Source organism: Hamadaea sp. (genome assembly GCF_013362815.1).
GTDB lineage: Bacteria > Actinomycetota > Actinomycetes > Mycobacteriales > Micromonosporaceae > Hamadaea.
The window spans coordinates 77,465-93,382 of sequence record NZ_JABFVK010000097.1 but is presented as its reverse complement, the minus strand read 5'-3'; the positions used below and the strand labels follow the sequence as shown (position 1 = coordinate 93,382).

At 69.8% G+C, this 15,918-nt stretch carries 15 protein-coding genes; 3 read left to right on the top strand and 12 right to left on the bottom strand.

The genetic code is table 11. From position 1 onward, the window contains the following. The coding region (locus HOV77_RS31800) for an HNH endonuclease signature motif containing protein (protein WP_290869109.1) at positions 1-791 on the top strand (791 nt) is incomplete at its 5' end. Positions 792-974: 183 nt separating this feature from the next. On the opposite strand, the gene HOV77_RS31795 is transcribed toward HOV77_RS31800, so the two are convergent. The 3 genes from HOV77_RS31795 to HOV77_RS31785 all read right to left on the bottom strand — a co-directional run bounded on the left by HOV77_RS31795 (position 975) and on the right by HOV77_RS31785 (position 4,575). After that, positions 975-1,556 (bottom strand): AAA family ATPase, encoded by a 582-nt coding sequence (locus tag HOV77_RS31795; protein WP_290869106.1) that lies wholly within the window; start codon positions 1,554-1,556, stop codon positions 975-977. 70 nt (positions 1,557-1,626) lie between these two features. Beyond that, on the bottom strand, positions 1,627-2,814 hold the full coding sequence (gene tuf / locus HOV77_RS31790) for an elongation factor Tu (RefSeq protein ID WP_290869103.1): 1,188 nt from the start codon (positions 2,812-2,814) through the stop codon (positions 1,627-1,629). 270 nt (positions 2,815-3,084) lie between these two features. Next, positions 3,085-4,575 carry a class I SAM-dependent methyltransferase gene (locus HOV77_RS31785; protein ID WP_290869101.1) on the bottom strand — a complete coding sequence of 497 codons (1,491 nt, stop codon included), beginning with the start codon at positions 4,573-4,575 and terminating at the stop codon, positions 3,085-3,087. A gap of 300 nt (positions 4,576-4,875) precedes the next feature. On the opposite strand from HOV77_RS31785, the gene HOV77_RS31780 reads away from it, so the two are divergent. Together HOV77_RS31780 and HOV77_RS31775 are read left to right on the top strand one after the other, a co-directional pair. Further along, positions 4,876-5,304 (top strand): hypothetical protein, encoded by a 429-nt coding sequence (locus HOV77_RS31780; RefSeq protein ID WP_290869099.1) that lies wholly within the window; start codon positions 4,876-4,878, stop codon positions 5,302-5,304. A 7-nt stretch (positions 5,305-5,311) separates the two neighbouring features. Then, positions 5,312-5,965, top strand: a complete 654-nt coding sequence (locus tag HOV77_RS31775; RefSeq protein WP_290869097.1) for a hypothetical protein — start codon at positions 5,312-5,314, stop codon at positions 5,963-5,965. Positions 5,966-6,386: 421 nt separating this feature from the next. Here the strand turns inward: HOV77_RS31775 and HOV77_RS31770 are convergent, their stop codons facing one another. From HOV77_RS31770 to HOV77_RS31730, 9 genes are all read right to left on the bottom strand, one after another. Continuing rightward, positions 6,387-6,917, bottom strand: a complete 531-nt coding sequence (locus HOV77_RS31770; RefSeq protein WP_290869095.1) for a VOC family protein — start codon at positions 6,915-6,917, stop codon at positions 6,387-6,389. A gap of 77 nt (positions 6,918-6,994) precedes the next feature. Continuing rightward, complete coding sequence (locus tag HOV77_RS31765; protein ID WP_290869092.1) at positions 6,995-7,762, bottom strand: TrmH family RNA methyltransferase; 768 nt, start codon at positions 7,760-7,762, stop codon at positions 6,995-6,997. A gap of 203 nt (positions 7,763-7,965) precedes the next feature. Next, the gene (locus HOV77_RS31760) at positions 7,966-9,591 is read right to left on the bottom strand and encodes an FAD-dependent oxidoreductase (RefSeq protein ID WP_290869090.1); all 1,626 of its coding nucleotides are present in this window, start codon (positions 9,589-9,591) and stop codon (positions 7,966-7,968) included. A gap of 34 nt (positions 9,592-9,625) precedes the next feature. Next, the gene (locus tag HOV77_RS31755; RefSeq protein WP_290869088.1) at positions 9,626-10,390 is read right to left on the bottom strand and encodes an ABC transporter ATP-binding protein; all 765 of its coding nucleotides are present in this window, start codon (positions 10,388-10,390) and stop codon (positions 9,626-9,628) included. Continuing rightward, positions 10,377-11,420 carry an ABC transporter ATP-binding protein gene (locus HOV77_RS31750; RefSeq protein WP_290869085.1) on the bottom strand — a complete coding sequence of 348 codons (1,044 nt, stop codon included), beginning with the start codon at positions 11,418-11,420 and terminating at the stop codon, positions 10,377-10,379. Before HOV77_RS31750 ends, HOV77_RS31755 begins: the two co-directional genes overlap by 14 nt. Positions 11,421-11,428: 8 nt before the next feature. Next, positions 11,429-12,946, bottom strand: a complete 1,518-nt coding sequence (locus HOV77_RS31745; RefSeq protein WP_290869083.1) for an ABC transporter substrate-binding protein — start codon at positions 12,944-12,946, stop codon at positions 11,429-11,431. A gap of 40 nt (positions 12,947-12,986) precedes the next feature. Beyond that, the gene (locus HOV77_RS31740; protein ID WP_290869081.1) at positions 12,987-13,871 is read right to left on the bottom strand and encodes an ABC transporter permease; all 885 of its coding nucleotides are present in this window, start codon (positions 13,869-13,871) and stop codon (positions 12,987-12,989) included. Next, positions 13,868-14,797 carry an ABC transporter permease gene (locus HOV77_RS31735; RefSeq protein ID WP_290869078.1) on the bottom strand — a complete coding sequence of 310 codons (930 nt, stop codon included), beginning with the start codon at positions 14,795-14,797 and terminating at the stop codon, positions 13,868-13,870. The genes HOV77_RS31740 and HOV77_RS31735 overlap by 4 nt, the downstream gene beginning before the upstream one ends. Continuing rightward, on the bottom strand, positions 14,794-15,876 hold the full coding sequence (locus HOV77_RS31730; RefSeq protein WP_290869076.1) for a LacI family DNA-binding transcriptional regulator: 1,083 nt from the start codon (positions 15,874-15,876) through the stop codon (positions 14,794-14,796). The genes HOV77_RS31735 and HOV77_RS31730 overlap by 4 nt, the downstream gene beginning before the upstream one ends. Positions 15,877-15,918 lie beyond the last annotated feature (42 nt).

Sequence of the window (15,918 nt, the reverse complement as noted above, 5' to 3'; positions counted from 1 at the left end):
ATGAAGCGGGCGGCAGCGCGACCGCGGCTGGCGACGGCGCGACCGTGGCTGGCGGCTCAGGCGTGGCAGGCGGCTCAGGCGTGGCAGGTGGCGCGCGGTCGGCAGGTGTCGGCACGGTACCCGGCTTGGCGACGGCGGCCGAGCCGGATCCGGCAGGCGATGCGCATCCGTCGCACGGCGCGGGTGGCCGGACCGGCCGGGTGTTGCTGGGGGATCCGGATCTGCGGTCGGCCGGTGCCCGCCGCGCGGACGCGCTGATCGAGCTGTGCGAGCGGATCCTGCACGCGGGGGAGCTGCCGGACAACGGCGGCCAGAAACCGCACCTCACGATCACCCTGCCGTGGGAGCAGCTGAAAGCCAAAGTCGGCGCCGGACTGCTCGACACCGGCGACCTACTCACCCCGGAAACCGTCCGCCGCCTCGCCTGCGACGCGATCATCATCCCCGCAGTATTGGGCGGCGACGGGCAGGTCCTCGACGTCGGCCGCGCCCGCCGCCTCATCGACGGCCCACTACGACGCGCGCTCGTGTTGCGAGACCGAGGATGCGCGTTCCCCGGCTGTGATCGCCCATCCCAGTGGTGCGACGGCCACCACGTCCAAGCGTGGGCAGACGGCGGAACCACCTGTCTGACCAACTCTGTCCTGCTTTGCGGGTTTCACCACCGCGAAATCCACCACGGACACTGGCAAGTACGCATCCGAACCGACGGCTTCCCCGAATTCCTCCCACCAGCCTTCATCGACCCACTACGCAGACCCGTCCAGAACACCCTGCACCGACGCTGCTGACTCAGAACGTGCTTGCGGTCAGATGAGGCTGGTGCGGCCCGGTGGAGTCTCAAACTTCTGTGGCGGGCCGCGTCGGACGAAGATCGCCCACGGCGGACGGCGCTCAATGAGCGTAGGCGGACCCATCACAGCGTCAGGATATTCGTCAGCCCGAACGCGACGCAGGCTTCAGGGTTTAGACGCTTAGACGCCTAGGCCGGGGCTGAGATGCCGGGCGATCGCGGCCGCGCATACTGCCGACTCCGTCGTGGTGGTGTCCACTTCGAGGTGGTAGGTCACGCCGCGATGGGCCTGCCGCGCCGACCATCGGGCGAGGCCGGGCCGGTTGCCGCGGGCCTTCTCCCGGCGCTCGAGTTCCTCATCGTCACAGAACACGCCGACGACCAACGGTCGCAGTCGCGCCAGGACTTCGAGCCAGTCGTCGCGTACACGCTCGTCGAGCAGCATCTCGTCGATGATGACCGAGTTTCCGGCGCGCACGATCTCCACGACGCCCCGGTGGAAGCCGGCCATCATCCGCCGGCCGACTTCGCCGTACGTGATGGCCAGCATCGGATGGCCGTCGTCGGCCGGCAGCTGCTGATACGCGAATCCCAGGTGGCGGAACGGACCGGCCGGGCCACCCGCCCACCGCGACGGGACCATCGCGAAACAGGTGTCGATGCCCAACAGCATGAACGGGTCGGCGGTCACCTCTTGAAGCGCCGTTCCGATGCTTGTCTTGCCGGCCGACGATGCGCCGTTGAGGAAGACCACTTGCGACATGACCGCCATCCTGCCAGCGAGAAGCGCAGTAGGCCGGCCGGGTCGTCGAGGCACGACCCGGCCGGCGGGTTCAACTGAGCAGCTCGGTGACGGTGCCACCCGCCACCGTGCGGCCGCCTTCGCGTACGGCGAATCCGAGGCCGACCTCCATGGCGATCGGCGCGCCCAGGTCCACCGTCAGGTCGACGGTGTCACCGGGGCGTACCTCGGGCAGCGTGCCCAGCTCCACCGAACCCGGCACGTCGGTGGTCCGGAAGTAGAACTGGGGCCGATAGTTCGCGTGGAACGGCGTACGGCGGCCGCCTTCGGCGGTGGTCAGCGCGTACAGCTGCGCCCGGAACCGCGAGTACGGCCGGATGCTGCCGGACGCCGCGACGACCTGCCCCCGGCGTACCTGGTCGCGCTTGACCCCCCGGAGCAGGACGGCGGCGTTGTCGCCCGCCTCGGCCCGGTCCAGCGACTTGCCGAACGTCTCCAGCCCGGTGGCCACCGCCGAGAAGGTCGGTTCGAGGCCGACGACCTCGACCGTCTCGCCGACGGTCAGCGTCCCGCGCTCGATCGCGCCGGTGACGACGGTGCCCCGGCCGGAGATGGTCAGCACGTTCTCGATCGGCATCAGGAACGGCTGCGTCAGCTCGCGCTGCGGCACCGGAACGTACGTGTCCACGGCGTCGAGGAGGTCCACGATGGACTGCGTCCACTGCGGCTCACCTTCGAGCGCCCTCAGCGCCGATACGCGTACGACCGGGATCGAATGACCGGGAAACCCGTTGGCCGTGAGCAGCTCGCGGACCTCGAGCTCGACCAGGTCGAGCAGTTCTGGGTCGTCCACCGCGTCGGCCTTGTTCATCGCCACCACCAGGTGCGGTACGCCGACCCGCCGCGCGAGCAGCACGTGCTCGCGGGTCTGGGGCATCGCGCCGTCGAGCGCGGACACGACGAGGATCGCGCCGTCGACCTGAGCCGCACCGGTGATCATGTTCTTCACGTAGTCGGCGTGGCCGGGCATGTCGACGTGGGCGTAGTGGCGCGTCGCCGTCTCGTACTCGACGTGGGCGATGGTGATGGTGATGCCGCGGGCGATCTCCTCCGGCGCCCGGTCGATCCCGTCGAACGCGACGAACCGGTTCGCGGCCGGGTAGCGCTCGGCGAGGACCTTGGTGATGGCGGCGGTGAGCGTCGTCTTCCCGTGGTCGACGTGGCCCATCGTCCCGATGTTGAGATGCGGCTTGGCGCGGACGAACGTGCTCTTGGACATGACTGATCCTTCGAAGTCGATAGCCTGGACAGGACGCGGCGCGGCACTCTCCTCCGCACGTCCTGCGGCTCACGCCTTCGAGAAGGTCGGATGGGAGGAGAGTCAGCTATCCAGTCGGGCCGACTTCGCGCGCACGGCGACGGCGCCCGGCAGGCGGAGGCCTGCGAGCGCGCCGAATCCAGCCGTGGCGAACATGGACGCGACGCTAGCCTGGCGGTGATTGCGCTCGCAACCGAATTTCGCCCGCCCGTCAGCCAGGCCGGCGGCAGATCAGGTGTTGAGCGGGCGGCGGGCCACCAGCAGCACGTGAGTGACCGGCCAGTCCAGCGGACGTCCGTCCACATCGGTCAGTGTCGCGACGGGTGCGATCCGGTTGGCGACCACCCAATCGTTGCGTGACGTACGCGACGCCGGGTCGACCTCGAAGCCGACGTCGGCGAGGAGGCTCTTCCAGTCGGCGTATTCCAGTCCGCAGAACTGCTCCTGGGTCTCCGACATCCAGTTGCCCGCGTAGTCCTTGCGGGTCAGGTAGTCCATCGCGTCCGCCAGGGACAGCCGGATCGCATCCCCCTCGACCTTGTGATCGACCGGGAATCGGTAGTCGACGACGAACTGGTCGAAGCGAGCGCGCGTCGACAGCCCGGCCACGTACGCCGCCACCTCAGCCGAAGGTCGTTCGGGCAGGTCACGACGCGGTTCGATCGGGTTCGCCCCGTCTTCGCGGGCGAGGCGCAACAGCACCGGGCGGTCGCGGTCGTCGGGGCCGCAGACGTCGCTGTTGATCCACACGCCGCCCGGCGCGGTGTGGTCGTATATCGCCTGCACGAACGCGCGCAACGAGCTCGCCTGATCGCCGTACGACCAGATCTCGTGGGTCAGCGCGAACGTCAGCGTGGTGTCGACCGAGCGCGGCGGGAAGACCGCCCCGCCGAGGACGTTGCGGCGGTAGAAGAAGACGTTGGGGTTGGTGAAGACGCCCTGGGCCTTCTTGTGGACGCACTCGTCGAACAAGTGCCGGGCGACCTCGACGCCGACAAGATCGCTCTCCCGCAACGCGGGCTCCCGGTCGGCCAGTTCGAGCACCGCGCCCGCGCCGCAGCCGATGTCCACGATGCGACCGGGCCGGACGAATTCGCGTACGGCGGACCACTTGCGGGCCGCGCTGTCGGCGAACGACTCGGCATAAGTACGGTAGTCCCGGGTCGCCGTCAGACCACCCTCGTCCCCGACGACCGGATCGTTGACCACCGTACGCACGGCGTCCACCAGCTGATAGCGGTCGAACACGTCAACCGTGGCCGGGTGGGCCAGCTCCCGCCAGGCTTCATCCCCGTTCGCCAGCCGGAGCAGCACATCCCAGGGACGCTCGGCGCCCGATTCCTCCTCCACGGTGGCGATCTCGAACCCGAGCTTCGCGTAGAGCGCCGCCACCTCCGGCGTCGAACAGGCCACGACGGTGTTCGCCGGCGTCAGCTCGATGCCGGTCTCGGTCGCGATGTTCTTGATCGTCACCTCGGCGAACCGATCCGTCGGGGCGGTGTCGAACACCGGAACCACCAGCGATCGCAGCCCGGTCAGGACGCTGAACCGCTCGATGGCCGCCTCCCGCCGGTGGTACGCGACCGGGTTGCGCCGGGTGTTCGCATGGTTGGCCGACGTCACCGCCCAGACGACCGTCCCGCCTCGGGCGAGCCGGCCCAGGTACTCCGCCTGGAACCGGGTCAGGACGTGGTGGCGGCCGGGGAACAGGACGAACTGCATTCGCCCTTCATACCCGACGCCGCTCACTCGCCGACGCGGCGGGGCGCTCCGCTTTCGGGGGCTCGCTCGCACCTTCGCGAGCGGGGGCGCTGACGCGGGGAAAAGTTGACCTTGGCGAGAAAGTGTCGCTAGGGCAACCGAAACTCGCCAAGGTCAACTTCTCGCGCGTCGATTCGTGCGGACAAATCGGATATCTGCGCGAGGGAAGGCTCCGGGCGAACCGCGCGGACCAGGCGGCCCCGGAGAGCGGCCGACCAGAGCAACGTATCGGCGCGCGCCAAATCCCGTTGAGCACGCGTGATGCGGCTCAAGGAATGGTTCGTCCGATATGCTCCACCGGAGCTGGCCGGCATCGCCGGCGCGCTCGCGGTCGCCGGGTGGTTCGGCAAACCGGCGCTCGGCGCGCTGGGCGAGACGGTGGCGTTCTACACCGTGGTCTTCGCCCGGGACCATCGCGCGCCGCGACGCGTACGCCACACGCTGCGCGACATGGTGTTCGAGTTCGGCCCGGCGGAGCTGATCGACAGCGCGGCAGTGCGCCCGCTCGCCATGTACGCCGGAACCATCCTCCTCGGCGGCATGGTCGTCGGCATCACCGTCGGCAAGATTGCCGCCGACGTCGTGTTCTATGCGCTGGCCATCGCCGGTTACGAAGTCCGCAAACGCCGTTCAGCCGGGCATGGGCCCGACGAACTCGGGGCGGACGGAACCGGGCAGCAGCCGTCATGATGGACCGATGGCTGACGAGCCGATCAGAGAGTCGATCCTTCGCTGGGCCGAGGCGGCGAACCGGGGCGACGCCGAGGCGGCGTACAAGATCGCCGAGTGCGCTCTGACCCACGACGGTATGCACGACCGGGAAGCCGCCGAAGCCTGGATGCGCCGCGCCGCGCAGCTGGGCGACGTGCCGATGCTCTGGCGGCTCGCCGAACTGGCGACGCGGCATTCGGCCCGGGTGGCCGCCGAACGCCAACGTGCCGCGATCGAGGCCGAGTGGAGCGACACCGGGCCGGTGGTCGTCGACCCCGGCTGCTTTCCGCTCCGCGGTGTCCACGGCGACGAGCACTTCCCCACCCAGGACTTCCGCGTACGCGTCACCGGCGAGCCTGCGGGGGCGGTCTTGGCCGCGCTTGAGAACTCCCTTGAGCGGCTGTTCCTCGTCGGTGACGACGGCACCGAGTACGCCGACGTCGACGCGGTGCTCGACGCCGAGTACTCCCCGAACTTCGTCTCCGACCCCGAGCCGCATCCGGACGGCGGTTGGTCGATCTGGCTGGACTGCAAGGGCGAGGCGTACCCGCTCATGGCCGGGGCGTTTCTGCGTATCCTGGTCGGCGAGCTGCGCTCGGCGCAGGTGACCGCTGCCCGAATCACCGGGCGGACCCGATGAGTGAGCTGACGGGTGCGATCGACCGGCTCTACGAGGCGTTCGCGGAGAACGCACGGCCGCGGTCGATCGAATACTGCCCGTGCTGCGTGCGGGAAGCCGGCTGGACCACCTGGCCGCTGCACGAGCAGCAAGCGGTGCGGGCGTACCTGCGAGCGATGTGGGCCGACGCGCTCTTCGCGGAGGACCCCGTGCTCGGTGTCGGGGAGGCGTTGTGCGCGATCGGCAACGTCGAGGAAGATCTCGCGGAGTACCTGCGGACCTGGCTGGACAACCTCGATCAGCAAGATCTCGTCCTGGCCCTCAAGGTGTTCGTCGAACTCGAATGCCGGATGGATCGGCGCGGGCTGCCGCGTCCGAGTAACGCGTACTGGGGTCATCGGGACCGCCAGGTCGTGGAGTGGCTGACAGACGCTGGAATGGCTCAGCTATGCGCTGCCGGCGGCAGGCTGACCGCGCTGACCTCCCGGTCGACGCCGCTGAGTTCGCGGTCCAGCGTCTCCTGCGCGTCTCGCATCGCGTCGGCGTACTGCGGTTCGCCGAGCCGGCGCAGTCCTTCCTCCACCGGCACGTCCTCGACTACGGCGCTGATCCACCAGATGTTGCCGAACGTGTCGCGTAGGCGCCCGCCTCGCTGGCCGAAGGCGTGGGTGGCCGGCTCGGTGACCACCGACGCGCCTGCCGCAACCGCGCGTTCCATCGCGACGTCGGCGTCGGGGACGAATACTCGTACCAGCGAGGGCATCGACGGCCAGCCCGGACGCTGGTCGAAGGCGAGCAGCACGGTGTCGCCGACCCGGATCTCGGCGTGGCCGATCGTGCCGTCCGCCAACGGCACCCGGCCCTGCTCCACTCCGTCGAACACTGCGGCGATGAAGTCGAGCAGGCGACCGGTGTCGGGCGTGACGATCCACGGCGCGGCGGTCGTGTAGCCGGCAGGTGCGGTGCTGGTCATTGCGGTTCTCCCTCAACAAATCTTGCTGTTGAGGAGAACGCTAGACCCGCTTTAGGCGAAGTTCGTTCCTAATTGGGTCAGCCAAAGAGCAGCACTCCGGCTGCGACGGCGACGTTGAGCGAGTCGGCTCGGCCGCGCATCGGGATCGAGACGGGTTCGTGCGGTACCGACCGCCATTCCGCGGCGACGCCTCTTCCCTCGGAGCCGACGACGATCGCGGTCGGGCCGGTCGGATCGGCGGGCGTACGGAAGCCGCCGGGTGCGCCCGGCAACGCCAGCCGGATCGTGAATCCGCTACGCAGCAACCATTGCGCTGCTGCGGCCGGTTCGCCGAAGTCGACGACCGGCGTGGTCAGCAGCGTGCCCCGGCTCGCGGTGAACACGTCGGGGTGTTCCAGCCGGGCTTGGCGATTGGTGATCAGCAGGGCGCTCGCCCCGCTCGCGTCGACGACGCGGATCAGCGCGCCGAGGTTGGTGGCGTACTCGATGCCGTCGGCGACGAGAACTCGGGTGCCGGGGTCGACCGGCAGATCCTCGGCTCGCCATTGGCGCAGGCGTACCAGGGAGGCCAGGCCGGAGGCCTTCGTGCGGCGGCCGATGCGGGCGTAGGTCTTGGCAGACACCTCGACGGCGGTACGCGCCCGCGCGGTCAGGTCGCGCGCGAGCCGCCGGGCGGCGGGATCCAGCAGGTCGGGGCAGGTGACGAGGACCTCGATGTCGGCGTCGGCCCGCAACAAACACTGATGTGCCCAGAGGCCTTCGGCGAGGACGGAGCCGGACGGGGTCCGGGTGGACAGGAGCGCGCTGATGCGCGGATCGCGTGCGCTGACGGGCACGGCGGCCATGGCGGTCTCCGAGTGGAGGGTACGGCGAAGGCAGGCGCGTCGTCAGCGGACCTCAGTCGACACTGGACTTACCTGCGTCAGGGCATGTGTGCGCCGGAAAACGGCGCCCCGGTGTACGCGCGGTCTACCGGGTGCCCTGGCCGAACACGGCCATGGTCATGCGCCGCAGGGTAGTCCCCGCGGCGCATGGGTGAAACCGAATTTCAGTAACCCCGGATCTCCGGCCAGGCCAGCTCGAAGCCGTCGGCGACCAGCTCGTTCTGGAAGCGCTCGAGCAACTCCGGGCTCTCGTGCACCTGAGCCGGTTCGAGCCCGTTCGCCAGGCAGTGCGCCGCCAACGCCCCGGCCGCCTCACCCGCGTTCCACTCCACGGGGTGCAGCCGATAGCAGCCGTTGGTGATGTGCGTCGTGCCCATGTTCTTGCCCGCGGCGAGGAGGTTGCGCACGCGTACGGGCAGGAGGGCGCCCAACGGGATCTGGAATGGGCTGCTGCCCACGTCGATGTAGTTGTCGCCGCCGGTCGACGGGTGCAGGTCGATGCGGTACATGCCGACGCCGACACTGTCCGGATAGGACACTGCGCCGTGGTCTCCGCGTACGGCCAGCGAGAGGTCCTGCTCCACGACGGTTCGCCGGGCCCGGATGCGCCGTGACTCGCGGATGTAGGGAGCCTTGGCCAGACCGTCGGCGGTGCCCATGACGTCGGGCCGCAGGCGTAGTCCAGGCCAGCCCGTGCCGCCGTCCGGGCGCGGCGCCTCGGTCTGCAGCCAGTAGAACATGCTCAGGGCCAGCTGCCGGGAACCGTCGAGGTGCTTGTCCCGTTCCTCGTCGGACACGCCGATCAGCGGGCCGGGCAGGTAGTCGATCATCGGCCAGTTCACGATGGTGACGTCACTGGGCAGGAAACCGGGCTGGAACTGCTCCCGGGCGAGGATGCGGCGGAAGATCCACAGGTCCTTGTCGCCCGGATCGCGACTCTGGTCGGCCACGACCGGACCGGAGGAGCCGTGCGGGACGAAGGTGCGCGCGACTGGTTCGAGCGTACGCGGATCGGGTGCCACCAGACTCAGCAGCTTGTCCGGCCAGAACGGCGGCTGATAGTCACGCCAGAAGCCGTACTGGTCGGGACGGTCGATCGTGTGGTCCTCGCCGTCGCGGTGCTCGACCGCGAACACCCAGGAGAACGCCTGCATGTTGGCCGGCTGAGCGACGGCGGGCGCGCTCGGTTCGCCGGTCTCCTCGCGGGACTCGAAACCGGTCACATGCTCGACACCGGCCATCGGTAGCAGCTCGCCGAGCTCGGTGGCGTCGAGGACGTACGGCGCGCTCGCCTCGACCCGGGTCCCGTCCGGGCCTTCGAACAGCACCGACGTGACCCGATCCCGGTCGCTCGTCACGGCGATCGGGCGGTGTGCGTACCAGATGGTCAACCGACCGGTGGCCAGATGCGGGCCGAGCATCGCCGCGAGCACGGTCGCGGCCACCCGCGGCTCGTGACAGAGGCGGCTGACGCGACCCAGCCCGGGGTTGAGGTCGGTCTTGGCGCGCGCGGCGGCGGTCAGCGGATACCAGCGGCGGTAGTGATCGCGGATCGCCTCGCGGAGCGCGCGGTAGGAGCGGGTCGCGCCGAACTGCTCGATCCACGGGTGCTCGTCCGGCGGCACGCCCTGGCTGGTGAGCTGGCCGCCCAGCCAGTCGGTGGGCTCGGTCAGCAAGACCGTGCGGCCCCGGCGCAGCGCGGCCAGTGCGGCGGCGACTCCCCCGAGCCCCCCGCCGACCACCAGCACATCTGATTTTCCAGCTGGTACGCGGGATGAGCCGTCCGTCATCGGTGTTTCCTCCCCAGGTCGTGCAATTGGTGTTTCACTCGTTCAGTTCGAGCGCCGCTTCGAGCAGGCTCTGGGTGTACTCGTGCTGTGGAGCGCCCAGGACGTCGGCGGCCGGGCCTTCCTCGACGAGCTCGCCGCGCCGCATCACGGCGATCCGGTCGGCGATCTGGTGCACGACGCCGAGGTCGTGCGAGATGAACAACATCGCCAGGTGGTGCTTCTCGCGCAGATCCACCAGCAGCCGCAACACCTGGGCCTGGACCGAGACGTCGAGCGCGGACACCGCCTCGTCGCACACCAGGAGCCGGGGCTTGGCGGCCAGCGCGCGGGCGATGCTGACCCGCTGGCATTGGCCGCCGGACAACTCCCCCGGGCGCTGACGGGCGACGCTTGCGTCCAACCCGACGTCGTCGAGCAGCCGGTGCAGCGCCGCCGTGCGATCGCCGTCGGGCGCGGTGACCGGGTGCGTACGCCACACTTCGTCGATCACCGAGGCGACCGTCATCCGCGGGTTCAACGACGACCGGGGGTCCTGGAAGACCATCTGCACGGCCCGATGCGCCACGGCCGGGCGGCGGCCGATGCGGCCCAACGGCTGTCCGTCGAGGACGATCGCGCCCGAGTCGGGCCGCACGAGCCCGACGACGGCCCGGGCGACGGTGGTCTTGCCGGAACCGGACTCGCCCACGAGTCCCACGGTCTCCTCGGGCGCGACCGCGAGGCTCACGCCGTCGACGGCGACTACCTTGGTACGCCGCCCGAAGCTGACCCGGAGATCGCGTACGTCAAGCAGGGTCATGCCGCACCCCCTGGAGTTCCTCCGCGTAGTGGCACGCTGTCCATTGGCCGGCGGCGATCTCCCGGATGAGCGGCTGCTCGACCTTGCACCGTTCGCGGGCCAGCGGGCAGCGCGGATGGAACGCGCACCCGGACGGCCGGTTCGCCGGAGTGGCGGGCGTGCCCGGCAGCGGCGACGCGATCGCCGTACGCGTTCGCACGGCGGGCACGCTCTGCACGAGTGCCCGGGTGTACGGGTGCGCCGGGCGGTGCAGGACCTCGTTGGTCGGGCCCCGTTCGGCGACGCGACCGGCGTACATGACGACGGTCTGCTGCGCGACGTGCGCGACGACCCGGAGATCGTGGCTGACCAGGACCATGGCGAGCCCGTCGTCGTCCTGCAGGGACCGCAGCAGCCGCAGGATGCGCGACTGCACGGTCACGTCCAAGGCGGTGGTCGGCTCGTCGGCCAGCAACAGCGCGGGACTGCCCGCGAGCGCCATCGCGATGACGGCACGCTGCCGCAGACCGCCGGAGAACTCGTGCGGGTAGCTGTCCGCGCGGGTCGCCGGGTCGGGCACGCCTGCCCGGTCGAGCAGCTCGATCACGCGGCGGCGTACCTCGTCGCGCGGGCGGCCGGACCGCCGCAGGATCTCACCGACCTGCCGGGCGATCGTCTGGGTCGGGTTGAGGGCGGCCAGCGGATCCTGGAAGATCATCGCGATCTCGTGCCCGCGCAGGGCCCGCCGCCGGGCCGGGGTGGCCGTCAGCAGATCCGCCCCGCGCCAGCGCAGCTCGCCGCCCGTCTCGGCCCCGTCGGGCAGCAGGCCGATGAGGGCGTTGGCCGTCATCGTCTTGCCGCTGCCCGACTCGCCGATCAGTCCCACCGTCGTCGCCGCGGGGACGTCGAACGACACCCCGTCGACGACGCGGACGATCTCCGGGCCGCCCGAAGGGCCGGGCAGGTCGACGACCAGCCCGGACACCTCCAGCAGGCTCGGTTGCCGGGTCACTTGCCGGGCCGCCTCGGTGCGGCCCGCGTGAGACGGCATGCGCGTGGTCATGATCCGCTGACGCCGATCGTCGAGAAGTCCGGCAGCCCGTTCGGGTCCGGCACGACGCCGGTCAGGTTCTTGTTCCACGCGTACGCGAACTTGACCGCCATGGGGAACATGCCGACCGCGTCCGACCAGATGATCTTGCTGGCCTCGCCGTAGAGGCGTACGCGTTCGTTCTTGTCCGGGCTCGCCCCCGCCGCTGCGAGGAGCTTGTCCAGCTCCGGGTTGCAGTAGCCGTTGCGCTTGGCGGCGCACGTGTACAGGCGGCCCAGCGTGTTCGCCCCGTCGAAGGTCGGGTTGGACAGCTGCTGGAAGTTGACGTCCCAGTTCATCGCCAGGAGGTCCTTGGTGAACACGGCCTGCTCCTTCTCCAGCAGGTCGACCTGGACGCCGATCTTCGCCAGGTCGGACACGACCGCCTGGTTGAACTGCCGGAACTCGGCGTTGGCGAACTGCAGGCGCAACTTCTTCGAGAAGTCGAAGCCGGCCGCCTGCAACGCCGCCTTGGCTGCCGCCGGGTCGTACTTCTGCGCCTCCTGCGGCGAGTAGCCGAGGGTCACCGGTGAGACCGGCGCGTCCGACAGCGTTCCCGTCTGCGGGTACAGCGTCTTGATGATGGTCGCGAAGTCGACCGCCTGCCAGAGCGCCCGGCGTACGGCGGCGTCCTTCAACGCCGGGATCGACGAGTTGAACCACATCGTGAAGACGGCGGTGCTCGGCACCGTCTGGACGGTCAGGTTGGCGTCGCTCTGCAGCTGCGGCAGCTGGTCGTCGGGGATGCCCCAGATCAGATCCGCCTCACCGGTCTTCAGCGCGGTGAGCCGGGCCGCCAGCTCCGGCATCTTCTTGATGGTCACCTTCGTGACCTTCGGCGCGCCGGCGTAGTAGCCGCTGTTCGGGGTGAACACGACGGTGCCCGCCGAGTCGAACTTCTCCAGCTTGAACGGACCCGAGCCGACCGGGTGCTGGAAGAACTCCTTGTCCTCGCCCTGCACGCGCTTGGGCATCACGAAGAAGACCGCCAGCTTGTACGGGATGGCGGCGTCGGGCTTGGTCGCCTTGAGGACGACCTCGGCCGGGGAGCTCGCCGTCATCGTGTAGCCGGTGAAGTTGGCGGCATTGGTGCTCTTGAGGTCGATGAACCGCTGGAACGACGCGACCACGTCGTCGGCGGTGACCTCCGAGCCGTCGCTGAACTTGACGCCCGTACGCAGCTTGAACGTCCATTGTGTGGCGGTGGTGTCCGGCGTCCACTCGGTGGCCAAGTCGCCTTCGAGGGTTCCGTCGGCCTTGGGCCGGACCAGGCGGCTGAACAGCGCCTTCGAGGTGAGCTGCGTACCGGTCGCTCCGCCGCCGGACGGGCTGGCCGGGTCGAGGCTCTCGATCGAGTAGGTGCCGGCGACGGTGATGTCCCGGCCGCCGCCGGAGGAGCCGCCGCTGGTTGTGCTGCAGGCGGTCAGGGCCAGCGAGGCGGCCAACGCGGCCAGCGCCGTACGCCGCAGGGCACGATATCTGGTCATCGATGCCTTCCTGAAATGTCGCAGGGGACGAATGATCGGTTCATCGGACGTGCCCGCGTCCGTAGCGGGCGGTGAGCTGGTCCCCGAGGATGCCGATCGTGATGATCAGCAGGGACAGCGCGACGCCGGGGATCGCCGAGATCCACCAGGCGGTCGCCAGGTACTGCTTGCCGTTGGCGATGGTCTGGCCCCAGGAGACGGCCGAGTTCGGCAGGCCGATGCCCAGGAAGCTCAACCCGGCCTCGGCCAGGACGACGAGGGCGAACTCAAGCGTCGCGAGCGCGACGACGGGTCCGGCGGTGAACGGGACGACGTGCCGCCACAGGATCGCCAGGGGGCGTACGCCTAGCACCCGGGCGGCGTCGACCCAGGCCCGTTCCCGGATGGACAAGGCCACGCCCCGGGTGACCCGGGCGAACGAGATCCACGCTGTGGCCGACAGCGCGACGACCACGACGAGCACGCTGCGCTCGAATGCCCCGGCGATGACGATCGTCAGCAGGATCGCCGGGAAGGCCAGCAGGATGTCGATGCCCCGGGCGAGGATCATGTCCGGCCAGCCCCGGAAGTAGCCGGCCAACGTACCGATCGCAACACCGACCACACAGGACACCACGACGGTCGCGAGTCCGATCAGGACGGAGGTACGCGCGCCGTAGACGACCTGAGCCAGCACGTCCCGGCCGGTGCCGTCGGTGCCGAGCCAGGCGGTCGCCCCGGAGGACACGGGCGACCCCGGCGCGAGCAGGCGGTCCGGCAACGACGTGTAGACCGGGTTGTAGTCGATGAGCAGCGGGCCGATGCCGCCGGTCAGGGCGTAGAGGGCGAGGATGGCGTACGGGATCCAACGGGTCCAGCGCCGGCCGGGCCGCTTCCGTGCGGTGGGCCCGGCCTTCGCCGGGGACTTCTCCAGCGTCGCCGTCATGACGCACCGTCCAGGCGGATGCGCGGGTCGAGCTGGGAGTAGACGAGGTCGGTCACGAGGTTGAACACCATGACGATGCCCGCGATGAGGAAGGTCGCCGCCTGGACCAGGCCGTAGTCCCGGTTGGAGACGGCGTCCACGATGAGCGAACCCGTGCCGGGCCAGGCGAAGACGTTCTCGACGACGACCGCCCCGCCCATCAGCCCGCCCATGTGCAGGCCGACGACGGTGACGACCGGGATGAGCGAGTTGCGCAGCGCATGACCGAGGAGGACCTGCCGCTCGGACAGCCCCTTCGATCTCGCCGTCTGGATGTACGCCTCGCGCATCGTCTCGGCGACGTTGGTGCGGGTCAGGCGGGCGACCACCGCGGTGAACGGCAGGGCGAGCGTGACCGCCGGAAGGATCAGATGCAGCGGTGAGCCCGCACCCGCGCTCGGCAGGATTCTCAGCGCCTGGGCGAAGATCAGGATCAGCATGATGCCGACCCAGAACGTCGGGAACGACTGCAGCGCGATGGAGATCGCCGAGACCACCCGGTCAGTGATCGACCCCGGGCGGGCTCCGGCGAGGAGCCCGAGGGTCAGCCCGACGATCACGGCGATCGCAGTCGAGGCGAGCATCAACTCGGCGGTGGCGGACAGCCGCTCCAGCACGGTCGGCATCGCTGCGGTGCCGAGCCGGTAGGAGTCGCCGAAGTCCAGCCGCACGACGTCGCCGAGGTAACTCAGGTACTGGACGTACATCGGCTTGTCGAGGCCGAGACGGGCGGTCAAGTCGGCGATCTGCTCGCTGTCGGCGTCGGGGCCGAGCATGATGCTGGCCGGGTCACCGGGCGCAACCCGGACGATGAGGAAGATGACCGAGGCCGCTCCCCACATCACCAGTACGCCGATGAGCAGCCGCTTGACGATGAGCCGGATCATGACGCCGTCACCGGCCCGACCGTCGCGCCGTCGGCAAGCACGCACTCGACGCTTTCGTGCGGCGCACCGGCTCCCGTCACCGCTTCGTCGTCGGCCCGATCTTCGAGCAGCTGGACCAGCAGCCGGGTGGCCTGACGGCCCATCTCTTCCCGGGGCACGATCAACCCGGTCCAATCCATGCCGGTCTGGGTGGCTCCGGCCGAGTCACCGAGGACCACGACGCTCAGGTCGCCCGGGATCGACAGCCCCTGCCCACGGGCGTACGCGAGGATCTCCTCAGCCAGGATCTGCTGCTCGGCCACGATCCCCGTGATGCCGCCGTGGCGGATCTCGGCGAGCAGGCCCGGCACGTCCTCGGCCGACTCGAGCGTCCACACCGGACCGGTCAGCCGCCGCGTCTCGCCCGACGACGCCGCCCGGCGGAACCCCTTCTCCCGGTCGCGGCTGGGCTGGGCGTCGCCGTCGCCGATCCGGGCGTACGCGACGCGCCGGTGACCGAGTGCGAACAACCGCTCGGTCAGCTGCTGGGTGGCGGAGGCGTAGTCGGCGGCGACATACGGGATCGGCGGGCCGGACACCTCACGATGTCCGATGTAGACGAATGGATACCCGGAGTCGCGCAGCCGCTCGATCTCCTCGACGTTTGGATTGCGGCCCAGCAGGAGCGCGCCGTCGGCCAGCGACAATCGGCTGGATCCGTCGCGGAAGATCTGCCGTTCGCCGCCCGCGCTGGTGAACAGCAGCAGGTCGTGCCCGAGATCGGCGGCCTCCTGCTCGATGCCGACCAGGAACGGGAAGTAGAAGTCCGCGCTCTTCGTCGGGAACACCGGCTCGAACGTGTGCACACCCAGAATGCGATTACGCCCACCGGCGAGCGACCGCGCCGACGGATTGGCCACGTAACCCCATTCGCGCATGGCGGCCAGCACCCGGTCCCGGGTCGCCGGGCTGATGCGTACCTCGGACTCGCGCTCGTTCAGCACGAGCGAGACGGTCGCCTGGCTGACGCCGGCCAGCCGCGCGATGTCGGCCTGGGTGGGTCGCCGGGCGGGGCCGCGAGGAACGGGGCTTCGGGACACTGTGTGCCTCCTGCTAATGCGCCCTACTAAACGGGGGTGTTC

Bases quoted from the DNA above. Each gene is read 5' to 3' on its own strand.
- HOV77_RS31745 (WP_290869083.1), bottom strand. From the start codon at position 12,946: ATGACCAGATATCGTGCCCTGCGGCGTACGGCGCTGGCCGCGTTGGCC.
- HOV77_RS31775 (WP_290869097.1), top strand. From the start codon at position 5,312: ATGGCTGACGAGCCGATCAGAGAGTCGATCCTTCGCTGGGCCGAGGCG.
- HOV77_RS31765 (WP_290869092.1), bottom strand. From the start codon at position 7,762: ATGGCCGCCGTGCCCGTCAGCGCACGCGATCCGCGCATCAGCGCGCTC.
- HOV77_RS31750 (WP_290869085.1), bottom strand. From the start codon at position 11,420: ATGCCGTCTCACGCGGGCCGCACCGAGGCGGCCCGGCAAGTGACCCGG.
- HOV77_RS31740 (WP_290869081.1), bottom strand. From the start codon at position 13,871: ATGACGGCGACGCTGGAGAAGTCCCCGGCGAAGGCCGGGCCCACCGCA.
- HOV77_RS31785 (WP_290869101.1), bottom strand. From the start codon at position 4,575: ATGCAGTTCGTCCTGTTCCCCGGCCGCCACCACGTCCTGACCCGGTTC.
- tuf (WP_290869103.1), bottom strand. From the start codon at position 2,814: ATGTCCAAGAGCACGTTCGTCCGCGCCAAGCCGCATCTCAACATCGGG.
- HOV77_RS31770 (WP_290869095.1), bottom strand. From the start codon at position 6,917: ATGACCAGCACCGCACCTGCCGGCTACACGACCGCCGCGCCGTGGATC.
- HOV77_RS31760 (WP_290869090.1), bottom strand. From the start codon at position 9,591: ATGACGGACGGCTCATCCCGCGTACCAGCTGGAAAATCAGATGTGCTG.
- HOV77_RS31795 (WP_290869106.1), bottom strand. From the start codon at position 1,556: ATGTCGCAAGTGGTCTTCCTCAACGGCGCATCGTCGGCCGGCAAGACA.
- HOV77_RS31735 (WP_290869078.1), bottom strand. From the start codon at position 14,797: ATGATCCGGCTCATCGTCAAGCGGCTGCTCATCGGCGTACTGGTGATG.
- HOV77_RS31780 (WP_290869099.1), top strand. From the start codon at position 4,876: ATGCGGCTCAAGGAATGGTTCGTCCGATATGCTCCACCGGAGCTGGCC.
- HOV77_RS31755 (WP_290869088.1), bottom strand. From the start codon at position 10,390: ATGACCCTGCTTGACGTACGCGATCTCCGGGTCAGCTTCGGGCGGCGT.